19 protein-coding genes are annotated in these 20,321 nt (G+C 68.6%); 11 read left to right on the top strand and 8 right to left on the bottom strand.

Features of this window, described 5'->3' with window-relative positions; all coding sequences use genetic code 11:
- The 6 genes from JOD51_RS16770 to JOD51_RS16745 form a co-directional block, all read left to right on the top strand.
- The coding region (locus tag JOD51_RS16770; protein WP_204610625.1) for a DUF6049 family protein at nucleotides 1-3,074 on the top strand (3,074 nt) is incomplete at its 5' end.
- A 79-nt stretch (nucleotides 3,075-3,153) separates the two neighbouring features.
- Nucleotides 3,154-4,149, top strand: a complete 996-nt coding sequence (trxB, locus tag JOD51_RS16765; RefSeq protein WP_204610623.1) for a thioredoxin-disulfide reductase — start codon at nucleotides 3,154-3,156, stop codon at nucleotides 4,147-4,149.
- Between the two features lie 83 nt (nucleotides 4,150-4,232).
- Entirely contained in the window at nucleotides 4,233-4,559 is a 327-nt protein-coding gene (trxA, locus tag JOD51_RS16760; protein ID WP_110902894.1) for a thioredoxin, read from the top strand.
- Between the two features lie 221 nt (nucleotides 4,560-4,780).
- Nucleotides 4,781-6,082: an aminotransferase-like domain-containing protein gene (locus JOD51_RS16755; RefSeq protein ID WP_204610621.1), complete on the top strand. Its 1,302-nt coding sequence runs from the start codon at nucleotides 4,781-4,783 to the stop codon at nucleotides 6,080-6,082.
- Nucleotides 6,083-6,128: 46 nt separating this feature from the next.
- Entirely contained in the window at nucleotides 6,129-7,091 is a 963-nt protein-coding gene (locus JOD51_RS16750; protein WP_204610619.1) for a D-alanine--D-alanine ligase family protein, read from the top strand.
- A 132-nt stretch (nucleotides 7,092-7,223) separates the two neighbouring features.
- Nucleotides 7,224-7,739, top strand: a complete 516-nt coding sequence (locus tag JOD51_RS16745; protein WP_204610617.1) for an RES domain-containing protein — start codon at nucleotides 7,224-7,226, stop codon at nucleotides 7,737-7,739.
- Nucleotides 7,740-8,852: 1,113 nt separating this feature from the next.
- Here the strand turns inward: JOD51_RS16745 and JOD51_RS16740 are convergent.
- The 8 genes from JOD51_RS16740 to rpmH all read right to left on the bottom strand — a co-directional run bounded on the left by JOD51_RS16740 (nucleotide 8,853) and on the right by rpmH (nucleotide 13,946).
- Nucleotides 8,853-9,842: a ParB/RepB/Spo0J family partition protein gene (locus tag JOD51_RS16740; protein WP_204610615.1), complete on the bottom strand. Its 990-nt coding sequence runs from the start codon at nucleotides 9,840-9,842 to the stop codon at nucleotides 8,853-8,855.
- Nucleotides 9,842-10,774: a ParA family protein gene (locus JOD51_RS16735; protein ID WP_204610613.1), complete on the bottom strand. Its 933-nt coding sequence runs from the start codon at nucleotides 10,772-10,774 to the stop codon at nucleotides 9,842-9,844. Before JOD51_RS16735 ends, JOD51_RS16740 begins: the two co-directional genes overlap by 1 nt.
- A gap of 95 nt (nucleotides 10,775-10,869) precedes the next feature.
- Nucleotides 10,870-11,532, bottom strand: a complete 663-nt coding sequence (gene rsmG / locus JOD51_RS16730; protein ID WP_204610611.1) for a 16S rRNA (guanine(527)-N(7))-methyltransferase RsmG — start codon at nucleotides 11,530-11,532, stop codon at nucleotides 10,870-10,872.
- Nucleotides 11,529-12,098 (bottom strand): Jag family protein, encoded by a 570-nt coding sequence (locus JOD51_RS16725; protein WP_204610609.1) that lies wholly within the window; start codon nucleotides 12,096-12,098, stop codon nucleotides 11,529-11,531. Before JOD51_RS16725 ends, rsmG begins: the two co-directional genes overlap by 4 nt.
- Nucleotides 12,095-13,069 (bottom strand): membrane protein insertase YidC, encoded by a 975-nt coding sequence (yidC, locus tag JOD51_RS16720; RefSeq protein WP_204610607.1) that lies wholly within the window; start codon nucleotides 13,067-13,069, stop codon nucleotides 12,095-12,097. The genes JOD51_RS16725 and yidC overlap by 4 nt, the downstream gene beginning before the upstream one ends.
- Before the next feature lie 8 nt (nucleotides 13,070-13,077).
- Nucleotides 13,078-13,443, bottom strand: coding sequence for a membrane protein insertion efficiency factor YidD (gene yidD / locus JOD51_RS16715; protein WP_204610606.1), 366 nt, complete (start codon nucleotides 13,441-13,443; stop codon nucleotides 13,078-13,080).
- Nucleotides 13,440-13,790 (bottom strand): ribonuclease P protein component, encoded by a 351-nt coding sequence (gene rnpA, locus JOD51_RS16710; protein ID WP_111075313.1) that lies wholly within the window; start codon nucleotides 13,788-13,790, stop codon nucleotides 13,440-13,442. The genes yidD and rnpA overlap by 4 nt, the downstream gene beginning before the upstream one ends.
- Nucleotides 13,791-13,808: 18 nt before the next feature.
- A complete protein-coding gene (rpmH, locus tag JOD51_RS16705; protein ID WP_043595303.1) occupies nucleotides 13,809-13,946 on the bottom strand; it encodes a 50S ribosomal protein L34 in 138 nt (45 codons plus the stop codon).
- Between the two features lie 530 nt (nucleotides 13,947-14,476).
- Here rpmH and dnaA point away from each other — a divergent pair.
- From dnaA to JOD51_RS16680, 5 genes are all read left to right on the top strand, one after another.
- Nucleotides 14,477-15,934: a chromosomal replication initiator protein DnaA gene (gene dnaA, locus JOD51_RS16700; RefSeq protein ID WP_204610604.1), complete on the top strand. Its 1,458-nt coding sequence runs from the start codon at nucleotides 14,477-14,479 to the stop codon at nucleotides 15,932-15,934.
- Between the two features lie 515 nt (nucleotides 15,935-16,449).
- On the top strand, nucleotides 16,450-17,610 hold the full coding sequence (gene dnaN, locus JOD51_RS16695) for a DNA polymerase III subunit beta (protein ID WP_204610602.1): 1,161 nt from the start codon (nucleotides 16,450-16,452) through the stop codon (nucleotides 17,608-17,610).
- A 70-nt stretch (nucleotides 17,611-17,680) separates the two neighbouring features.
- The gene (gene gnd / locus JOD51_RS16690; protein ID WP_204610594.1) at nucleotides 17,681-18,565 is read left to right on the top strand and encodes a phosphogluconate dehydrogenase (NAD(+)-dependent, decarboxylating); all 885 of its coding nucleotides are present in this window, start codon (nucleotides 17,681-17,683) and stop codon (nucleotides 18,563-18,565) included.
- Nucleotides 18,566-18,602: 37 nt separating this feature from the next.
- On the top strand, nucleotides 18,603-19,820 hold the full coding sequence (gene recF, locus JOD51_RS16685; protein ID WP_204610592.1) for a DNA replication/repair protein RecF: 1,218 nt from the start codon (nucleotides 18,603-18,605) through the stop codon (nucleotides 19,818-19,820).
- On the top strand, nucleotides 19,820-20,320 hold the full coding sequence (locus JOD51_RS16680; RefSeq protein ID WP_204610591.1) for a DciA family protein: 501 nt from the start codon (nucleotides 19,820-19,822) through the stop codon (nucleotides 20,318-20,320). Before recF ends, JOD51_RS16680 begins: the two co-directional genes overlap by 1 nt.
- The last annotated feature ends 1 nt before the right edge of the window (nucleotide 20,321 follow it).

Here is a 20,321-nt window from a genome sequence, read left to right as displayed (position 1 = left end):
TGTCCTTCCCCTGGACCGTGGACACCGTCGCCTGGCCCGTCGAGGGCACCGTCGCCACCGACGACCTCCCCGCCCTGCAGAAGGCCGGGTACACCTCGACGATCGTGTCCAGCGGCAACACCTCCGCCGGCCGGGACACCACGGTCGCCGCCGCCGAGCAGGTCGCCGGCACCAAGGCGCTCGTCTCCGACCAGGGGATGTCCGAGCTGCTGCGCCAGGCCGCCGAGGCGAAGTCCGCTCGCGCCACCGACCGCGCGGTGACGACCCTCCGCGCCACCCTCGCGACCGTCGCCGTCCAGGGCAGCGCCACCGGCCCGGTCCTGCTGACCCTCGACCGCGCCTGGCCGACCGACTCCGCACGTCTCGAGCAGACCCTGGACGCGCTCGACGACACCGCCTGGATCTCGCCGACCGACTTCTCCACCGTGGTCGACGCGAAGCCGGGCTCGCTCACCCTGCAGAGCAGCGACGACGGCGGCGACCGGCTCACGGTCCTCCGCCGCCTGGTGCGGTCCGAGCAGGCGCTCGTCGACTTCGCCAGCGCCGTCGCCGACCCGGCCGAGGTCACCGCCCCGGCCCGGCTCCGGATCCTCGCCGCCGCCTCGAACGCATGGCGCGCGGACCCCGACGGGCTGACGAAGGTCGTCGACGACATCACCACCGCCGACCAGAGGACGATCGCCAGCGTCGGCATCGTCAACTCGAGCGACATCACCCTGCTCGGCGACCGGTCCTCGCTGCCGATCTCGGTCCGCAACCGCTCCGACTGGCCGGTCACGGTGTTCCTGACCGTCACACCGTCGAACTCGTTCCTGCGCATCGAACGGAACGCGGTCGAGGTGACGATCCAACCCCGCTCCTCGACCCGCACCACCTTCCCGGTGCAGTCGGTCGCGAACGGCAAGGTCGCGTTGTCGATGGCGTTGACGAGCGCGAGCGGTGCCCGCATCGCCACGCCGGCCACGGTCGAGATCAACGTGCAGGCACAGTGGGAGACCGTCATCACGGCCCTCGCCGCGATCGCCGTCGTGGCCGTCTTCGGTCTCGGCATCCTCCGCAACGTCCGCCGCCGCCTCCGTCGCCGCAACGGCGAGCCGGAGCCGGAGGAGGACGACCCCAACCGTCCCCTCGAGGTCCAGCCCCCCGGGCCCGGTGAGCCCCCGATGGACGCCGACGCCGCACCGTCGGCCGACGCCTCCCGGTCTGCCGACCTCTCCCGGTCTGCCGACCTCTCCCGGTCTGGAGGCCCGACCACCGTCCCCGGGACCGCCACCGCGATCGCCGCGGCCAGCTCCGGCACCGACACCGTCGGCGGGGACGGCGACCGTCTCGAGGACGCGATCGCGCGTGCCGGGGTCGAGTCGAGCCTCCCGTCCGACCACCGCCCCGAGGAGCCGACCATCAGCACCACCCAGCCCGGCGCCGACGTCGACGCCGAGCAGGGCGAGGGACGTGGCCTCGGCCGGGCCAGCGCGATGCTCGCGGCGGGGACGATGATCTCGCGCCTGCTCGGGTTCGCGAAGACGTTCGTGCTCGCCTACGCGATCGGCAACTCGGGGTCCCGCGCGGCGAACGCCTTCTCGGTCTCCAACCAGCTGCCGAACAACATCTACGCCCTGATCGCCGGTGGCCTGCTGTCCGCCGTGCTGATCCCACAGATCGTGCGCGCGATGAAGCAGCACAACGACGGCGGCACGGCGTACGTGAACAAGATCGTGACGCTCGCGGGCTCCGTGTTCATCGTGATCACGATCGCGGCGACACTCCTCGCACCGTTCCTGGTGAACGCCTACAGCCAGGGCGCCGGGGACAGTGGCAAGGGCTTCACACCGGCGCAGACGGACCTGGCCATCGCGTTCGCGTTCTGGTGCCTCCCCCAGATCCTCTTCTACGCGATGTACTCACTGCTCGGTGAGGTCCTCAACGCGAAGCAGGTGTTCGGGCCGTTCACCTGGGCACCGCTGATCAACAACGTGATCGCGATCGCCGGGCTCGTCGTGTTCATCGCCATGTTCCACGGACGAGACGTCAACTCCAGCGTCGATGCGTGGACTCCGCTCAAGGTCGCCATCCTCGCCGGCAGTGCGTCGTTCGGCGTCTTCGCCCAGGCCGCGTTCCTCCCGCTGTTCTGGCGCCGAGCAGGACTGTCCTTCCGACTCGACTTCCGCTGGCGCGGCGTCGGACTGAAGTCCACCGGGACGGCGGCCGGCTGGCTGTTCGGCATGATCCTGATCACGCAGCTCGCAGGCCTCGTCCAGTCGCGGGTCGCGTCCCTGGCAGAGGGTGCCGGTAACGCCACACTCGCGACGAGCTGGCTGCTCTTCATGCTGCCGCACTCGATCATCACCGTGTCGATCGCGACCGCGTACTTCACCCGCATGAGCCACGACGCCGAGCGGGGAGACCTCGACGCAGTCCGGCGGAACCTGTCACTGTCCCTCCGGATCGTCGGGCTCTTCACCGTGTTCGCGACGGTGGCGCTGATCGTGACGTCGACCTCGTTCGCGCGCATCTGGGAGAACACGTTCGGGCTGACCCAGGCCATGGCGTGGGTGCTCGTGGGGTTCATGCCCGGGCTGGTCCTCTTCAGCATGCTCTTCATCATCCAGCGCGTCTTCTGGGCCCTGCACGACCACCGCACTCCGTTCCTCATGCAGATCGTGCAGTCCGGCCTCTTCGTCATCGGGGCCCTCGCGGTCGCCACGTTCCCCGCGCAACACATCGGTGTCGGCATCGCGGTGTGCACCACACTCGCCGGTACCGCGCAGACGATCGTGGCCCTCGTCCTCGTCCGCAAGCGTCTCGGCGGGATCGACGGCCCGAACGTCACCCGGTCGCACGTGCAGTTCCTGATCGGCGCGTTGGTCGCCGGGGTCGCGGGGGTCCTCGTCGCGAACTTCTTCGGTGCGTTCTCCGAGGGCGGCTTCGCGATGGCCGACGTGACGAGCGCCCTCATCACGCTCGTACTGACGGGAGCGGTCATGGCGGCCGTGTACTTCGGTGTGCTCGTCGTCGCGAAGAACGGCGAGATCGCGAACGCCGTGACGCTGGTCCGCAGCCGCCTCGGACGCTGACCGCACAGCCAGGCCGCGGGAATGGCGCGCCGGTACCATTGGTTGACCCGGTCAGCAAGCAACGGAAGGGCAATCACGCATGCGCGAGCTCATCATCATCGGTTCCGGTCCTGCCGGGTTCACGGCCGGCATCTACGCCGCGCGCGCTGAGCTGAAGCCGCTCATCGTCGCCTCGAGTGTCGAGACCGGCGGTGAACTCACCAAGACCACCGAGGTCGAGAACTTCCCGGGCTTCCCCGAGGGTGTCCAGGGCCCCGACCTCATGATCAAGATGCAGGAACAGGCCGAGAAGTTCGGCGCCGAGGTCCTGTACGACGACGCCGTCTCGGTCGACCTCACCGGTCAGGTCAAGAAGGTCACGGTCGGTTCCGGCGAGACGTACGAGGCCCTCACGGTCATCTACGCCACCGGCTCCGCCTACCGCCACCTCGGCCTCGCCGACGAAGAGCGTCTCTCCGGCCACGGGGTCTCCTGGTGCGCCACGTGCGACGGGTTCTTCTTCCGTCAGAAGAACATCGCCGTCGTCGGCGGTGGCGACTCCGCGATGGAGGAGGCCACGTTCCTCACCCGCTTCGCCGACAAGGTGACGGTCATCCACCGCAAGGACTCCCTGCGTGCGTCGAAGATCATGCAGGACCGGGCGATGAACGACCCGAAGATCGAGTTCGCCTGGAACAAGGAGGTCACCGGCATCACGGGTGATTCCGCGGTCGAGGGCGTCACGCTCAAGGACACCGTCACCGGGGAAGAGTCCTCGCTCGCCCTCGACGGCCTGTTCATCGCGATCGGCAACGACCCGCGCACCCACCTGGTCCACGACCAGCTCGAGATCGCCCCCGACGGCACGCTCGCGGTCGAGGGCCGTTCGTCCCGCGCCGTCGGCGTCCCGGGCGTCTTCATCGCCGGCGACGTGCTCGACCCGACCTACCGCCAGGCGATCACCGCCGCCGGTTCCGGTGCGGTCGCAGCGCTCGACGCCGAGAAGTACCTCGCCGACCTCGACGACGACCTGACCGACGCGGCCGAGGGTGTCACCCCGACCGAGGCGATCATCGACGTCACCGCCCGGGTCTGACCCGCGGCCCTGTACGCCAGGGAATGCGCGCCGACGTGTCCCCGTTCACCACACCGAACCGACTTCCCGTCGAAGGAGCAAACATGTCCAGCGCAAAGGCAGTGACCGACGCCACGTTCGAGGCTGAAGTCCTCAAGTCCGACAAGACGATCCTGGTGGACTTCTGGGCTGAGTGGTGCGGCCCGTGTCGCGCGGTCTCGCCGATCCTCGACCAGATCGCGGCGGAGCACGCCGACAAGATCGAGATCGTCAAGCTCAACGTCGACGACAACCCCCAGTCGGCGATGAACTACCAGATCACGTCGATCCCGGCGATGAAGGTGTTCAAGGGCGGCGAGGTCGTCAAGACCGTCATCGGCGCCAAGCCGAAGCCGGCCCTCGAGGCCGACCTCGCGGACTTCCTCGCGTAGGGATCCGCCGCACAGACCCGGACGCCCCGTCCTCCATTCCATCGGAGGGCGGGGCGTTCGCCTGTCTGGAGGCCCGGCCCACGTCCGCCGACGCGGCGGACGCTGGGTGGGCCTCCAGGCCGGCACCAGGCCACGGATCGCCGATCGGCCTGTGACCCACAGCGACGGATGCCCGGCTGCATGTCGTACTGTGGCGAGAACGACCGAGTGGAGGAAACTCGATGACGAACGGCAACAGTCTCGACCCCTGGTACGACTCCTACGCCCAGCGCACCGCCGGGCTGAGCGCCTCCGAGGTCCGAGCTCTGTTCGCCGTCGCGTCGCGGCCCGAGGTGGTCTCGCTCGCCGGCGGCATGCCCTTCGTCTCAGCGCTGCCCCGTGAGCTCGTCACGGGCTCACTCGACCGTGTGATGGCCGAGGACGCCGCGATGGCGCTGCAGTACGGCGGAGGGCAGGGTCTGCGCTCCCTCCGCGAGCACATCGTGAACGTGATGTCCCTCGAGGGCATCCGTGCCAGCGCGGAGGACGTCGTGGTGACCACGGGGTCCCAGCACGCCCTGGACCTCGTCACGCGGCTGTTCATCGACCCGGGCGACGTCGTCCTGGCCGAGTCCCCGTCGTACGTCGGAGCCATCGGTGTGTTCCGGTCGTACCAGGCCGAGACGGTCCACGTGGCGACCGACGAGCTCGGTCTGGTCCCGGAGGCCCTGCGCGAGACGATCGCCCGTCTGCGGGCCGCTGGCAAGCGGATGAAGTTCCTCTACACGATCCCGAACTTCCACAACCCGGCCGGCGTCACGATGAGCCGGGAGCGCCGCATCGAGGTGCTCGACATCTGCCGCTCCAACAACATCCTGGTGCTCGAGGACAACCCGTACGGGCTGCTCTGGTTCGACGAGCCCGCGCCGCAGGCCATCCGCTCGATCGACGACGAGGGCGTGGTCTACCTCGGCTCGTTCTCGAAGACCCTCGCGCCGGGGTTCCGCGTCGGCTGGGCCCTCGCCCCGCACGCGATCCGCGAGAAGCTCGTGCTCGCCAACGAGTCCGCCGTCCTGGCACCGAACTCGTTCGGCCAGTACGTCGTGAACGCCTACCTCGACGCCGCGGACTGGAAGGGCCAGGTCGACACATTCCGCGGGATCTACGCCGAGCGCCGCGATGCCATGCTCTCGGCGCTGGGGGAGTTCCTGCCCGACCTGAGCTGGACCGTGCCGAACGGCGGGTTCTTCATCTGGTTGACGCTGCCCGACTCCCTCGACTCGAAGGGCATGCTCCCTCGGGCCGTGAAGGAACTCGTCGCCTACACACCGGGGACCGCGTTCTTCGCCGACGGCCGCGGAGCGGGCAACATCCGCCTGTCGTTCTGCTACCCGACGCCGGAGCAGATCCGGGTCGGCGTGAAGCGGTTGGCATCGGTGGTCAACGACGAGCTCGAACTGGTCGAGACCTTCGGCTCCGCCAGTCGGTCGAGCGCATCGGTGAGTACCTCGTCGGTCAGCTCACCGCAGCCGAACATGCCCTGACCAGGCCTTTCCTTCCGTTGTACCCCATCCGCAGAGGATCGCTCCCATGGCTGAGTTCGCCCGCCGTCACGTCGTCGTCGTCGCCGGGGGGATCTCCCACGAACGGGACATCTCGCTGCGGTCGGGTCGGCGCGTGGCCGACTCACTGACCGGGTACGGCTGGCAAGTCGACCTGCGGGACGCCGATGCGTCCCTCCTGCCCGCGCTGGCCGCGGACCGACCGGACGTCGTCTGGCCGGCACTGCACGGTGCGTCCGGCGAGGACGGCGCGCTCCGCGGCATCCTGGAGGCCCTCGACATTCCCTACGTCGGCTCGCGTTCGACCTCCGCTCGCCTTGCGTGGGACAAGCCGACCGCTTCCGCGCTCGTGTCGCGTGCCGGCGTCCGCACGCCACGGTCGATCACCCTGTCGCACGACGTCTTCCGTGAACTCGGCGCCGTCGGTGTCCTGCAGGCCATCGCCTCGGAGCACCCGGTTCCGCTCGCGGTGAAGCCGGCCCGCGGTGGGAGCGCGCAGGGCGTCACCCTCGTCGAGAACGTCGACGACCTGCCGCGCGCCATGGTCGCCGCGTACACGTACTGCGAGGACGCCGTCGTCGAGCAGCTCATCCGCGGGACCGAGATCGCCGTGGGGATCATCGACACCGGAGACGGGCCACTCGCACTGTCGCCCGTCGAGATCGTTCCGCGGAACGGGTTCTACGGGTACGAGGCTCGGTACAACGCGGGGGAGACGACCTTCTTCACGCCGGCTCGTCTCAGCGAGGAGCAGTCGCAGGCCGCCTCCGCTGCTGCAGTCCTGGCACACCGGGCGCTCGGGCTCCGGCACGTGTCCCGTGTCGATCTCATCGTCGACGGAGCCGGTACGCCGTGGTTCCTCGAGGTGAACGTGTTGCCTGGTCTGACGGAGACGTCGCTCGTGCCCCAGGCGCTCTCGGCGTCGGGGTTCGACTTGGGGTGGACGTACGCCGAGCTGGCAGAGCAGGCCATCCGAGACCACTCCGCCTGATCTCTTCAGGCGCGCGGCGGCGCTGGTCGATGTTCCACGTGGAACATGGCTCGTCTGTCGGTACATCTCGCAGGGAAGCCCTGACATCCGGCTCCCGAGGGCATGTGCGACATCCCGTGAGAGCCTTCCGTCGTGACCGGTACCGACTCAGTCTTCGCCCCATTCCTCCGCGGTACCTTCTACCGCGCCGTCGACCCGCTCTACCGCCAGGACGCACTTTCGGGATCACGCTCTGCCGGCCGGTACTCGAGAGCAGACGAGCCGACGTTGTACCTGAGCTCGTCCGTCGATGGAGTCCACGCCGCGATGATCGCGCACAAGGCGGCCCGCTCCGCAGCGCTGGAGATCATCGAGGTCGACGTCAACGCGTTCGGGATCGTCGACCTGCGCGATGCTGCTGCGGTGCATGCTGCCGGCATCGACCTCGCTGATGCAGTCGCCCCGTGGCAGGAGATCGCAGCCCGCGGTGGGACACCGAGCTCGTGGATGGTGCGCGACCGCCTGATCGAACTGGGGGCGAACGGGTTGATCGACCCATCGCGCACGAGCCCGGGGCTCTGGCACCTGGTCCTGTTCCGCTGGAACGAACCCGGTGCACCTTCCGTGCGCCTGCGGGAGGCTCCTCTCCCCGACGACGCTCAGCACTGAACACGAGGACGCCGCTCGGATTCTCGGTCAACCATGCGGCAAGTTCGGGTAATTTCCGTCGCGAGCCGGCATCGATGACGGAACACGACTCGACGCCGGGACGGTACGCCCACTTGCTCGATCGCACCTTCGTCGGCTTCCTCTCAGTGCTGCAGAGGATCGCCGTGCGCGCGTCGACGGACTTCCTCAACGCCATGCGCACACACGGCCTGGCTACCCCCTTCCCTCACGACAGTGCCTGGGGCGGACCACATGCGCCGTCTGGTCACTCGGCTCCCGGAGAACAGTGCCCGGGGCCGACCCCGCGTGCGTCTTCAGTACAGCCCGTCGCCTCTGGACCGGATCGACGCGAGCGGACTCATCAGGGGTCGAGACAGAGCAACGCCATGAGGTTTCACGTGGAACACAGAGGAGTTCGCATCGGAGTTGCCACCGCCCGCCGGCGTCGATGGCCTGTGACCCTGCCCGAGGTCCGAGGAGCGGGGAGTGGCCGCGGGCCAGAACGTGCGCTCCGACGCAGCAGCTTCGTCGTGATCTTGGGTCGCTCAGGGCTGGCGACGCCGGAGGCACTCGAGTTCCGCGTCCGTCTGCGCCGAACAGGGGCCTCATCTTCGAGAGCTGCCAACGATGTTCCACGTGGAACATCGCCGCTGGTGCCGGCATCCGATACCAGGAACCCGTGGCTCTGCGCGGGAGGTCCTCATCTGGTGGTTCCCTGCCCTGACCGACAACCCTCCGGCCGCAACGATCGCGCGCAGCAACCGCGGTTGTTCCGCTCAGCCGTTCGAACACAAGCGGTTGCGGACACCTGGCCGGAAGGTTCCACGTGGAACATCCCGCCGACGGCCACGAACGGTCCGGCTCTACCGATCGAGAACCAGGCCGACGACGGATGCCGCTCTCCGGGCCCGGGGTGCCGCCGAGCAGCCAGTCCGGCCACCAGTGCGCAGCAATCCGACCCGTATCGCCGAGATGCCACAACTATCGAACCGGGAACCCACACAGACGCCCTGCTCGCCGCTGCCGCGCGAATCGCGGCGGACCCTCACCGGTACCCATCCGTATGCTCCAGCGCGCTCAGAAGGGCGCACAGCCCCGCACGTGACGACCTGGCTAGTCGGCCACGTCCTGGATGCCCAATTCGCCGAGGATCCGCGACAGGTCGTCCGGGTTCGCGAAGTCGATGGTCACGGAACCCTTCCGCGCGCCGACGGCGATCTTCACCCGGGTGTTCAAGCGGTCCCCGAGGCGTTCGGCCATGTCGTTGAAGTGCACCTGACGCTTCGACGGCGGTGCCGGAGTCTTCGCCGGCGTCTTCGTGGAGAGCTGCTGCGCGATCGCCTCGGCGGCACGGACCGACAGGTCCTCGTTGACGATCTTCTCCGCCAAGTACTCCATCGCCTCGGCATCGGGTGCGGCGAGGATCGCACGGGCGTGGCCTGCCGACAGAACCCCGGCTGCCACCCGACGCTGTACGGGGGAGGGCAGGCGGAGCAGTCGTATGGTGTTCGTGATCTGCGGGCGGGAGCGACCGATGCGCTGCCCGAGCTGCTCCTGGGTGATCCCGAAGTCGGCCAGGAGTTGCTGGTAGGCGGACGCTTCCTCGAGCGGGTTCAGCTGGGCGCGGTGCAGGTTCTCCAGTAGCGCGTCCCGGAGCATCGCGTCGTCCGGCGTCTCCTTGACGATCGCCGGAATGGTCGCGAGACCGAGTTCCTTCGTGGCGCGGAGACGACGCTCACCCATGATGAGCTCGTACTGCGGCGCAGTGCCGGCAGCCCCGGCGATCGGCCGCACGACGATCGGCTGGAGCAGCCCGATCTCACGGATCGAGTGCACGAGTTCCTGCAGCTCTTCCTCGCGGAACTCCTTCCGCGGCTGCTGGGCGTTCGGGACGATGTCGAGCGGGTTGAGGTTGGCCAGTCGGGCGCCCGGCACAGCGAGCAGTTCCTCGGCCGTCCCCGCGCCGGCGCCACCGTTCGTCGTGTCCGCTGCCGAGGTTCCTCCGGACGGGAAGAACACGTCGACCGGCCGCGCCTGCTGCTCGTCCGTGGTGGGGATGAGCGCGCCGATGCCTCGCCCGAGTCCGGTCCGCTTGGGTGCCATCAGGCCTGTGCTCCTCGTTCTGCGATCTCGGCCGCGGCCTCCAGGTAGGAGAGCGACCCGGTGGAGTTGACGTCGTACGACACCACGCTCTGCCCGTAGCTCGGCGCCTCGCTGACCCGCACCGAACGGGGGATCATCGCCTGCAGCACCTGGTCGCCGAAGTGTGTCCGCACCTCGTTGGCCACCTGGTTCGCCAGGTTCGTGCGCCCGTCGTACATCGTCAGCAGGATCGTCGACACCGCCAGGTGGGGGTTGAGGTGCCGTTCGATGAGTTCGATGTTCCGCAGCAGCTGGCTCAGACCTTCGAGCGCGTAGTACTCGCACTGGATCGGGATGAGCACCTCCTTCGCCGCCACGAAGGCGTTGATGGTCAGCAGACCGAGCGACGGCGGGCAGTCGATGAACACGTAGTGGAACGGCTCCTCGACGGAAGCGAGGTACTCGTCCAGAGCCGTCCGGAGGCGCTGCTCCCGCGCGACGAGGGAGACGAGCTCGATCTCCGCGCCCGCCAGGTGGATCGTCGCGGGGACACACCACAGGGTCTCGGACTCAGGGGAGCGCTGCACCGTGTCAGCCATCGGCGCTTCGTCGACGATGACGTCGTAGATGCTCGCGACCTCGGCCTGGTGGTCGATGCCGAGCGCGGTGGAGGCGTTGCCCTGCGGATCGAGGTCGATCACCAGGACCCGTGCTCCGCCGTGTGCGAGCGCAGCCGCGAGGTTCACCGTGGTGGTCGTCTTGCCGACGCCACCCTTCTGGTTCGACACCGTGAAGACACGGGTCTTCGCCGGCAGCGGGAACTGCTGCGTCGCGATCGCACGCCGACGGCGGTTGAGATCAGCGATCTCCCGCGCGAGGGGTGTCGACGCGTCGTAGTCGGTGGATGAACTCAACGAGTGCCTCTTCCCCGGTCTGTGTTTCACGTGGAACATCGGGGTGATCGGTCATGCCGTCACCCCTCGACGCGCTCTGTGCGCACCCGGCGAACCGTGCTGCAGCGGAGCCCGATCAGACCGGACCGGTGGCGTCAGTCAACTGTAGCCCGGAAGACGCGCGTGGTCTCCTCGACCACACCCTCTCCGAGCTCGAGGACCTCGACGTCTTCGAGACGCTGGCGCAGGATCACCTTGCGGGCCGCAGCGACCTCGTCATCGACGCGGGCGCCCTTCATCAGGATGAGCTGACCACCGGACCGCACCAACGGGACGGTCAGCGGGATGAGCTTCGAGAGCGCACTCACCGCACGGGCGGTCACCTGGTCGAGCACCAGCTCGTCGGCGACGTCCTCGGCCCGCGCACGGAGCACCGTGATGTTCTGGAGCTCGAGCCGATCGGCCTCGGCGCGGAGCCAATCGGTCCGGCGCTCCATCGGCTCGATCAGCGTCATGGAGACGTCCGGTCGTGCGATCGCGAGGACGAGCCCCGGCAGGCCGGCACCCGATCCGACATCACCGACGGTGGCACCTTCGTGGAGCAGCGGTGCGAGCAGTGCCGAGTTGAGGATGTGTCGGGTCCAGAGTCGGGGGAGTTCGAGCGGACCGATCAGGCCCAACTCCTCGCCGCGACGAGCGAGCTCGTTCGCGAACGACCGGGCCCCCGCGATCCGGTCGCCGAACAGTCGCGCGGCAACGGCCGGCTCGGCCTCCAGGACAGGAGGCTCCGAACCGGCCGTGACGTCGGCGTCGGTCATCGCGTGATGACCGTGTGACGGTCGCGACCCTCGCCCTCGGACTCCGAGTGGAAGCCCTTCTCGGCGACCAGGTCGTGGACCAGTTTGCGCTCGTACGACGACATCGGGGGCAGTGCCGCCGTGGTCGAACCAGCCTCGATGCGCTCGACGGCGGTGTCGACCAGGCGCTGCAGCTCCGTGGCACGGGCGTCGCGCGAGCCACCGATGTCCAGGATGAGGCGGCTGAACTCGCCCGTCTCGGCCTGCACGGCGATCCGCGTGAGCTCCTGCAGGGCGGTGACGGTGTCCGGCTTCGCGAGGACCCGGAGCGCGGAGTCGTCGTCCGTGACGGTCAGGTACACACGACCGGCACGCTCCTCGATCTCGATGTCGCCGTCGAGGTCGCAGATGTCGAGCAACTCTTCGATGTAGTCGGCCGCGATGTCCGCTTCGTCGCGGACCTCGTCGTCACCGTCGAGGTCGTCCGCGTCGTCCGTCGCCGCCGGGTTGTCCGTCGCGTCCGTGGGGGCGAGGTGCTGCTCGTCGTCCGTGGTGTCGACGACCGCAGCGGTGTCCTGCTCGCTCACTTGGTCTTCCCGTTCTTCTTGGCGCGCGTCTTGCCGACCGGCTGCTGGCGCTGGTTGTTCACGCGGGCTTCGACCTCCGCCATCGACGCACCCGTTCCGGCCTCGGTGAGGACTCCGGCGGACGCGGGGGTGCCGCGGCGCTGGGCCTTCTTCGCGAGACGGGCCTCACGAGCGAGCGCGGCCTCGGAGCCCGGCGTCGGCATGCTGCGGATGACGAAGTACTGCTGGGCCATGGTCCAGAGGTTGGAGGCCAGCCAGTAGAACATGACACCGAGGGGGAACGAGAGACCCGAGATCACGAAGACCAGCGGGAGCACGTACAGCATCATCTTCTGCTGGCGGTACATCGGGGACGCCTTGGTCTCCGGCGACATGTTCTTGGCGACGAGCTGCAGCTGGGTGATGAACTGCGACGCCGTCATCACGACGATCATGAAGCCCGCGATGACCCGGACTTCCCAGCCCGAGGCGTTCGTGAAGGTCTCGTGCAGCGGTGCTCCGAAGAGCGACGCGTTGCCGAAGGACCGGGCGAGATCGCTCGACAGCAGGCCGATGCCCGTCTTGTTGATCTGCGCTTCGTGCAGCACCGAGTACAGCGAGAAGAAGATCGGCATCTGGATCAGCAGCGGCAGGCAGGAGCTGAGCGGGTTGGTCCCGGTCTCCTTGTACAGCGCCATGGTCTCGCGGGACATGGCCTCACGCGAGAACTGGTCCTTCTTGCCCTTGTACTTGTCCTGGATCTTCTTCAGCTGCGGGGCGACCTCCAGCATCCGTCGCTGCGACTTGATCTGTCGCACGAAGATGGGGATCAGCGCGCCGCGGACCACGAAGGTCAGGAAGATGATCGACAGCACCCACGTGATGCCCGCGGACGGGTCCATCCCGAGGTTCTCGAAGACCCAGTGGAAGCCGACCAGGATCGCGGACACCACCCATTTGAGTGGCCAGAGGATCGTACCGATGAGGTCCATGGGGACGGTCACGCCTTTCGAGTGCGCTGGGGGAGCAGCACCGGACGGACCGAGCCGGCCGAGGTCTGCTGTTGCTGCGGGGTCGGCGCGAGGACGAACCCGAACCGACTGACGGTGAAGGGGCGGCGACGTTCCCTGACGTCGTCGATCCCGCCGGCTGCCCACGGGTTGCACCGGGCGATGCGCCAAGCGCCCATCGCCGATCCGCGGACCACGCCGTACTGCTGGATCGCCTCGAGCGCGTAGCGCGAACACGAGGGGTGGTACCGACAGACGTTGCCGTAGAGCGGCGAGATCACCGCACGGTAGGCCCGGAGCACCACGACGCACGCGTTGCGTGGGAGCAACGCGACGACCCAGAGGAACCGGTTCATGCTGCCTTCTCGACACCGCGCGCGAAGGAGCGCGTGATGTCTTCGAGCAGGGTAGGCCATGCGGCCTGCGCGGCGGCTGGCAGTGCACGCACCACCACGTCGTACCCGAGCGGCGCGCTCGGGAGGACCCCGTGCGCGATCGCCTTCAGACGGCGACGCACGAGGTTGCGCGTCACCGCGTTCCCGACGGTCTTCGCCACGATGAACCCGAACCTGGTGGGACCAGGATCGTCATCGAGGCGACGGACTACCGACACGACGGCGTGTGCCGTGGCGCTCCTGCGGCCACGGCGCACGACCATCCGGTAGTCGTCGCCTCGGACGATGCGGTTGGCTCGGGCCAACACGACGAGGACCCCCGCGGATCAGGCGGAGAGCTCGGTGCGCCCCTTGCCGCGGCGTGCGGCGAGGATGGCGCGGCCGGCGCGGGTGCGCATGCGGGCCCGGAAGCCGTGCTTCTTGGCGCGGCGGCGGTTGTTCGGCTGGAAGGTGCGCTTGCTCATGATGATCTCCACACGGCTGCTCGCGGCGAGCCGTCACGTATGCGTTGGTTGACACGGAAGGCGCGACCGAACGGCCGCAGTCAACTGGACAACGGTACGTGACGAGGGCTGCGAGGTCAAACACCCCTGGGCCCGCGCGGCCTGGGTGACCACCGCCTCCCGATTCTCCACACTGGGGACAACTTCCGTTGGGTGCGACGCGCCCCGGTCCTTTACAGTTGTGTCACCGCACCGCCGGAAGCCCGGTAGTACGGGGGAGTACCCCCTCGACCACGGTCCGCGCGGCCGTGGAGCAGACTGTGGACAACCCTGTGGGAAGCTCGACGGCGAGCAGCGCACGGAACACCGCGCCGATCGCCTCCGGCCATCCCGGAGGCGCGGGTCGGCCCCGGCGTGGCTCGCACGACGTCCGCCGCCCGGCCTGGTGCCGGACGAGCCGTCCCGGAACCAGCAGGACCAGCACCGAACCCGGACCGACTGCGCCCGCAGCCCGACCCACCCGAGCAGTGAGACCAGGAGACGAGCACGCCATGACGATGCCGGCCGACCCCGTCGAGGACCTCTGGTCGTCAGTGCTCAGGATCCTCGCCGACGACGACCGGATCACGCCGCAGCTGCACGGGTTCCTCAACCTCGTCGAGCCCAAGGGCGTCCTCGCCGGCACGCTCTACCTCGAGGTCCCGAACGACCTGACCCGCGGCATGCTCGAACAGCGCATCCGGGTGCCCATCACCGAGGCCGTCTCGCGGATCGGTGACGACTCGGTCGCCAACTTCGCGATCACCGTGAACCCCGACATGGCCTCGGAGCCGCGGGTGGACGCCGTCGCGGTGCCGTCCTACGCCGAACCGGTGCAGGAGCACGTGCCACAGACCGCCGCGCCCCGCCAGTACATCGAGGCGCCGTTCGTGCCGAGCCCGGTCGACTCTCCCGGTACCGGCGGTCGTCCGGAGTCGCGACTGAACCCGAAGTACAACTTCGACAACTTCGTCATCGGTGCCTCGAACCGGTTCGCCCACGCCGCAGCGGTCGCGGTCGCCGAGGCGCCGGCCAAGGCCTACAACCCGCTCTTCATCTACGGCGACTCCGGCCTCGGCAAGACCCACCTGCTGCACGCGATCGGGCACTACGCCGAGAGCCTCTACCCGGGGATCCGCGTCCGCTACGTGTCGAGCGAGGAGTTCACGAACGACTTCATCAACTCGATCGCGAACAACCGCTCGAACCAGTTCCAGCAGCGGTACCGCGACATCGACATCCTGCTGATCGACGACATCCAGTTCCTGCAGGGGAAGGACTCCACGCAAGAGGCGTTCTTCCACACGTTCAACACCCTGCACGACCACAACAAGCAGGTCGTCATCACGTCGGACGTCGCGCCGAAGCACCTCACCGGCTTCGAGGACCGGATGCGCAGCCGCTTCGAGTGGGGGCTGATCACCGACGTCCAGGCGCCCGACCTCGAGACCCGCATCGCGATCCTCCGCAAGAAGGCGCAGTCGGACCACCTGCAGGTGCCGGACGACATCCTCGAGTTCATCGCGTCGAAGGTGTCGAGCAACATCCGCGAGCTCGAGGGCACCCTGATCCGGGTCACCGCGTTCGCGAGCCTGAACCGGACGGCCGTCGACATGGCGCTGGTGCAGACGGTCCTCAAGGACCTGATCACCCTGGACGAGGACAACGTCATCGCGCCGACGGACATCATCAACCACACCGCGGACTACTTCAAGCTCTCGGTCGACGACCTCTACGGCTCGTCCCGGTCGCAGGCGATCGCCACGGCCCGCCAGATCGCCATGTACCTGTGCCGTGAGCTCACGAGCCTGTCGCTGCCGAAGATCGGCCAGCTGTTCGGCAACCGCGACCACACGACGGTGATGTACGCCAACAAGAAGATCGCGGAGCTCATGAAGGAGCGCCGCTCGATCTACAACCAGGTCACCGAACTGACCAGTCGGATCAAGCAGGACCGCCGCTACCGGTAGGGCGCCCGACCCCGCCACCCCCCGTCCTGGGCCCACGCCGCCGGTACCTGACCGACGCGCCAGCGGCGGGCAGGCCGTGCCGGTGGGGAGAGGCCCGTCCCACACCCGGGATCGGCCTCCTTCTGCATGCGTCCACCATCTGAGACGGTTCCATGCGGCGGATTCCCCACAGTGTGGAAAGCCTGTGGATAACTGTGGAGGACACGCCGCTCGCTTGTACACAGCTGGAGGGGCGCCTGTGGAAACTGGGGAGAGAAGTGGATAGATGACTTTTGCTCATCCAGAGGTCGTGCACACGCCACCAACAAGTGACACCGTTGTAGTTCCCAGTCGGGGAGCGGCATCCCCAGAGTTGTCCACAGTGTGCACAGGCGTTAAGACCATTACTCCTCTCTTCTCTCTCCATCTCCCTGGGCCAACCTCTGGGGACGGCGGATGACACGGATCGGTGGTCTGCCGCTGCTGTGCCACAATGGGGCCGCCGGGCAGTCAACCGATCGACAGGGGTCCACGCCGTGAAGTTCGAGGTCAACCGGGACGTCTTCTCCGAAGCCGTCTCCTTCGCGGTGAAGCTCCTCCCACAGCGCACGACCCTCCCGATCCTGTCCGGTGTGCTGATCCACGCCGACGGCGATCGTCTGACGCTGTCGTCGTTCGACTACGAGGTCTCGGCGCAGACCTCGATCGCCGCACAGATCGACGACCCGGGCACGGTGCTCGTCTCCGGCCGGCTGCTGAACGACATCGCGAGCCGACTGCCAAACGCCCCGGTCAGCTTCGCGACCGAGGACTCCCGGATCACGGTCACCTGTGGCTCCGCGCACTTCACGCTGCTGTCGATGCCCGTCGAGGAGTACCCGACGCTCCCCGAGGTCGGTCCGCAGACCGGTGTCATCCCCGGCGACTCGTTCTCCGAAGCGGTCTCGCAGGTGGCCGTCGCCGCCAGCCGTGACGACGTCACCCCCGTCATCACCGGCGTACAGCTCGAGGTCGGTGAGCACGACGTGTCCCTCATCGCCACGGACCGCTACCGCGTCGCGGTCCGGACCATCCAGTGGGACTCGGGTCGCGCCGGCGGCGACGGCGACGCAGCCACGACCCTCCACGCCCTCGTCCCGGCCCGCACCCTGCAGGAGGTCGGTCGCACCTTCGGCTCGGCCACGACGGTCTCGGTCTCGATCAGCGGTGGGTCCGACCGCGAGCTCATCGCGTTCCACGCCGACGACAAGACCGTGACCTCGCTGCTCATCAAGGGCAACTACCCGCCGGTGCGCCGGCTCTTCCCCGAGACGGTCCAGGACCACGCGGTCATCAACACCGCGGAACTGGTCGAAGCCGTCCGACGGGTCTCCCTCGTCCTGGAGCGCGAAGCCGCGCTCCGGTTCTCCTTCACGGTCGACGGGCTCACGCTCGAGGCGATCGGTTCCGAACAAGCGCAGGCGTCAGAGTCGATCGATGCGTTGCTGACCGGTGAGGAAACGGTTGTCTCCCTGAAACCGGCCTTCCTCCTGGACGGGTTGAATGCAGTGCACTCCGAGTTCGTCCGGATCTCCTTCACCAAGACGGAGAACCCGAACAAGCCGGGTCCGGTGTTGATCACCGGGCAGTCCTCGCGAGAGGAACCGGCCACGGACGGGTACCGGTACCTGCTGCAGCCCAACCTGCTGCTGCGCTAGTCGCAACAGACATCCTGCGCTGACGCGCCACCAGCGGCATCAGCGCGACATCGACGAAGAAGAGGAAATCATGCAGATCGGTCTTGTCGGCCTCGGGAAGATGGGCAACAACATGCGTGCGCGTCTGCGCAACGCAGGGATCGACGTCGTCGGGTACGACGCCAACCCCGCCGTTTCGGACGTCCCCGACCTCGGCGCCCTCGCCAAGGCCCTCACCGGCCCGCGTCTGGTCTGGGTCATGGTCCCGCACGGGAAGATCACCGACGACGTCATCACCGACCTCGCCGAGGTCCTCGAGCCGGGCGACCTCGTCATCGACGGCGGCAACTCGAAGTGGCTCGACGACGAGATCCACGCCAAGCAGCTGGACGCCAAGGGCATCCGCTACATGGACGTCGGTGTCTCGGGCGGTGTCTGGGGCAAGGACAACGGCTACGGCATGATGGCCGGCGGCGACGCGGCCGACGTCGAGCGCGCCATGCCCGTCTTCGACGCACTCCGTCCCGAGGGCCCGCGCGAAGAGGGCTTCTCGCACGCCGGCGGCATCGGCGCGGGCCACTACGCGAAGATGGTCCACAACGGCATCGAGTACGCGATCATGCAGGCGTACGGCGAGGGCTACGAGCTCCTCGAGGCGAAGGACATCATCACCGACGTCCCCGCCGTCTTCGCCGGATGGCAGCGCGGCACCGTCGTGCGCTCCTGGCTGCTCGACCTCCTCGTCCTCGCGATCAACGAGGACCCGAAGCTCGACGCGCTCGAGGGCTACGTCGACGACTCCGGCGAGGGTCGGTGGACCCTCGAGGAGGGCATCGAGCTCGCGGTGCCGATGCCGGCGCTCTCCGCGGCCATGTTCGCGCGCTTCGTCTCGCGTCAGGGCAGCGCGTCCCCGACGATGAAGGCCGTCGCCGCACTCCGCAACCAGTTCGGCGGCCACGCCGTCAAGAAGGCGTAGTCGGTCGAGGTAACCCCCTCGACCCGTCTCGGCCCGCGTGCACGTCGACCATCTCCAGCTCTCCGACTTCCGGAACTACCGGGAGGCGGACGTCGACTTCGCACGCGGGCCGAACCTGTTCGTCGGCCGCAACGGCCAGGGCAAGACCAACCTCGTCGAGTCCATCGGCTACCTGTCGACCCTCGGGTCGCACCGGGTCCCGACGGACGCCGCACTCGTCCGGCAGGGCTGTGACTCGGCAATCGTCCGGGCCCGGCTCGCGCACGAGGACCGCAGCATCCTCGCCGAGGTGCAGATCAACCGCAGCGGGTCGAACCGTGCGCAGGTGAACCGGTCGGCGATCAAGCCGCGCGAGCTGCCGCGGTACTGCACCAGCGTGCTCTTCGCGCCGGAGGACCTGGCACTCGTCCGCGGTGAGCCGTCCGGCCGCCGGCGGATGATCGACGAGCTCCTCGTCCAGATCGCCCCGCGGATGCAGGGAGTCCTGGCGGACTACGACCGGACGCTCCGGCAGCGGAACACCCTGCTGAAGTCGGCGCGTGCGACCGGGGCGAAGGCCGGAGCACTCTCGACCCTCGACGTCTGGGACGACCGGCTCGTCGAGTTCGGCGCCGAGATCATCGCGGCGCGCGACCACCTCACCCGGCGCCTCGCCCCGTTCGTGACCGAGTCGTACGCGACCGTCGCGGGCGAGCGGCACCAGGCGACGATCGCCGGCGTGCTCAGTGTCCGCGGCGCCGACCCGGAGGACGCCGCCGCGACCGACCCGGTGCTCGGGACCCCGGAGGAGCCGGTCACGATCGCCTCCGCGGCCGAGGCGTTCCGGGCAGCGCTGGAGCGTCGCCGGCGGGACGAACTCGATCGCGGGCTGACCCTCACCGGACCCCACCGCGACGACGTCCTCTTCGAGCTGAACGGGTTACCGGCCCGCGGCTACGCCAGTCACGGCGAATCCTGGTCCTTCGCACTCGCGGTGCAGCTGGCCTCGGCGACGATCCTCCGCGCGGAGTCCTCGCTCGGGGACCCGATCATCATCCTGGACGACGTGTTCGCCGAGCTCGACGAATCGCGCCGTGAGCGGCTGGCCGGAGCGGTCGCGGACTACGAGCAGGTCCTCATCACCGCGGCGGTGCAGGGTGACGTCCCCGGGCAGCTCGCCGCGCACACCGTGCGGATCGAGGCGGGCGCGATCGTGACCGACGAGGCGGACGCCGACCGGGCCTCCCGTCCGGACACCACCCCGGCGGCGTCCTGATGCCCGCGCCCCGGAAGCCCGCGGAACCGTCCCGGGTGTACCAGCACTTCAAGGCCGTCTTCGGCGACCCGTCGAAGCGCGGCCTCGACGCCCGGCGCCGCCGCGCTGCCGGCCAGGACCCGGACTCGGTGCCGTACGGCAAGGGCCGGGAGCCCACCGGGCTCGGCGACGTGATGGGCGCCCTCACGGCGGAGCTCGGCTGGACCGAGCCGCTGGCCCGCTCCGAGCTGTTCGTGGACTGGCCGAGTGTGGTCGGCGACGAGCTCGCGAAGCACTCCACGCCGGTCACGATCGAGGACGGCGCACTGGTCATCCGGTGCGACTCGACGGCCTGGGCGACGCAGCTCCGACTCATGCGCGGGACGGTCACGACGACCATCGCCCAGCGGTACCCGGCAGCGGGCGTCGAGTCGATCCGGGTTTCCGGGCCCGACGCCCCCACATGGAAACGCGGCCTCAGGTCGGTCCAGGGGCGCGGCCCTCGCGATACCTACGGTTGAC

The organism is Curtobacterium herbarum (assembly GCF_016907335.1).
In the GTDB taxonomy this organism is placed as follows: Bacteria; Actinomycetota; Actinomycetes; order Actinomycetales; family Microbacteriaceae; genus Curtobacterium; species Curtobacterium herbarum.
This window is presented reverse-complemented; position numbering and strand designations above follow the sequence as displayed.

Excerpts from the sequence above, each read along its gene's own strand:
- JOD51_RS16735 (WP_204610613.1), bottom strand. The coding sequence starts at position 10,774 with ATGTTCCACGTGAAACACAGACCGGGGAAGAGGCACTCGTTGAGTTCA.
- gnd (WP_204610594.1), top strand. The coding sequence starts at position 17,681 with ATGCAGATCGGTCTTGTCGGCCTCGGGAAGATGGGCAACAACATGCGT.
- rsmG (WP_204610611.1), bottom strand. The coding sequence starts at position 11,532 with ATGACCGACGCCGACGTCACGGCCGGTTCGGAGCCTCCTGTCCTGGAG.
- trxB (WP_204610623.1), top strand. The coding sequence starts at position 3,154 with ATGCGCGAGCTCATCATCATCGGTTCCGGTCCTGCCGGGTTCACGGCC.
- yidD (WP_204610606.1), bottom strand. The coding sequence starts at position 13,443 with ATGAACCGGTTCCTCTGGGTCGTCGCGTTGCTCCCACGCAACGCGTGC.
- trxA (WP_110902894.1), top strand. The coding sequence starts at position 4,233 with ATGTCCAGCGCAAAGGCAGTGACCGACGCCACGTTCGAGGCTGAAGTC.
- JOD51_RS16680 (WP_204610591.1), top strand. The coding sequence starts at position 19,820 with ATGCCCGCGCCCCGGAAGCCCGCGGAACCGTCCCGGGTGTACCAGCAC.
- dnaA (WP_204610604.1), top strand. The coding sequence starts at position 14,477 with ATGACGATGCCGGCCGACCCCGTCGAGGACCTCTGGTCGTCAGTGCTC.
- JOD51_RS16750 (WP_204610619.1), top strand. The coding sequence starts at position 6,129 with ATGGCTGAGTTCGCCCGCCGTCACGTCGTCGTCGTCGCCGGGGGGATC.
- JOD51_RS16755 (WP_204610621.1), top strand. The coding sequence starts at position 4,781 with ATGACGAACGGCAACAGTCTCGACCCCTGGTACGACTCCTACGCCCAG.
- rpmH (WP_043595303.1), bottom strand. The coding sequence starts at position 13,946 with ATGAGCAAGCGCACCTTCCAGCCGAACAACCGCCGCCGCGCCAAGAAG.
- JOD51_RS16740 (WP_204610615.1), bottom strand. The coding sequence starts at position 9,842 with ATGGCACCCAAGCGGACCGGACTCGGGCGAGGCATCGGCGCGCTCATC.
- yidC (WP_204610607.1), bottom strand. The coding sequence starts at position 13,069 with ATGGACCTCATCGGTACGATCCTCTGGCCACTCAAATGGGTGGTGTCC.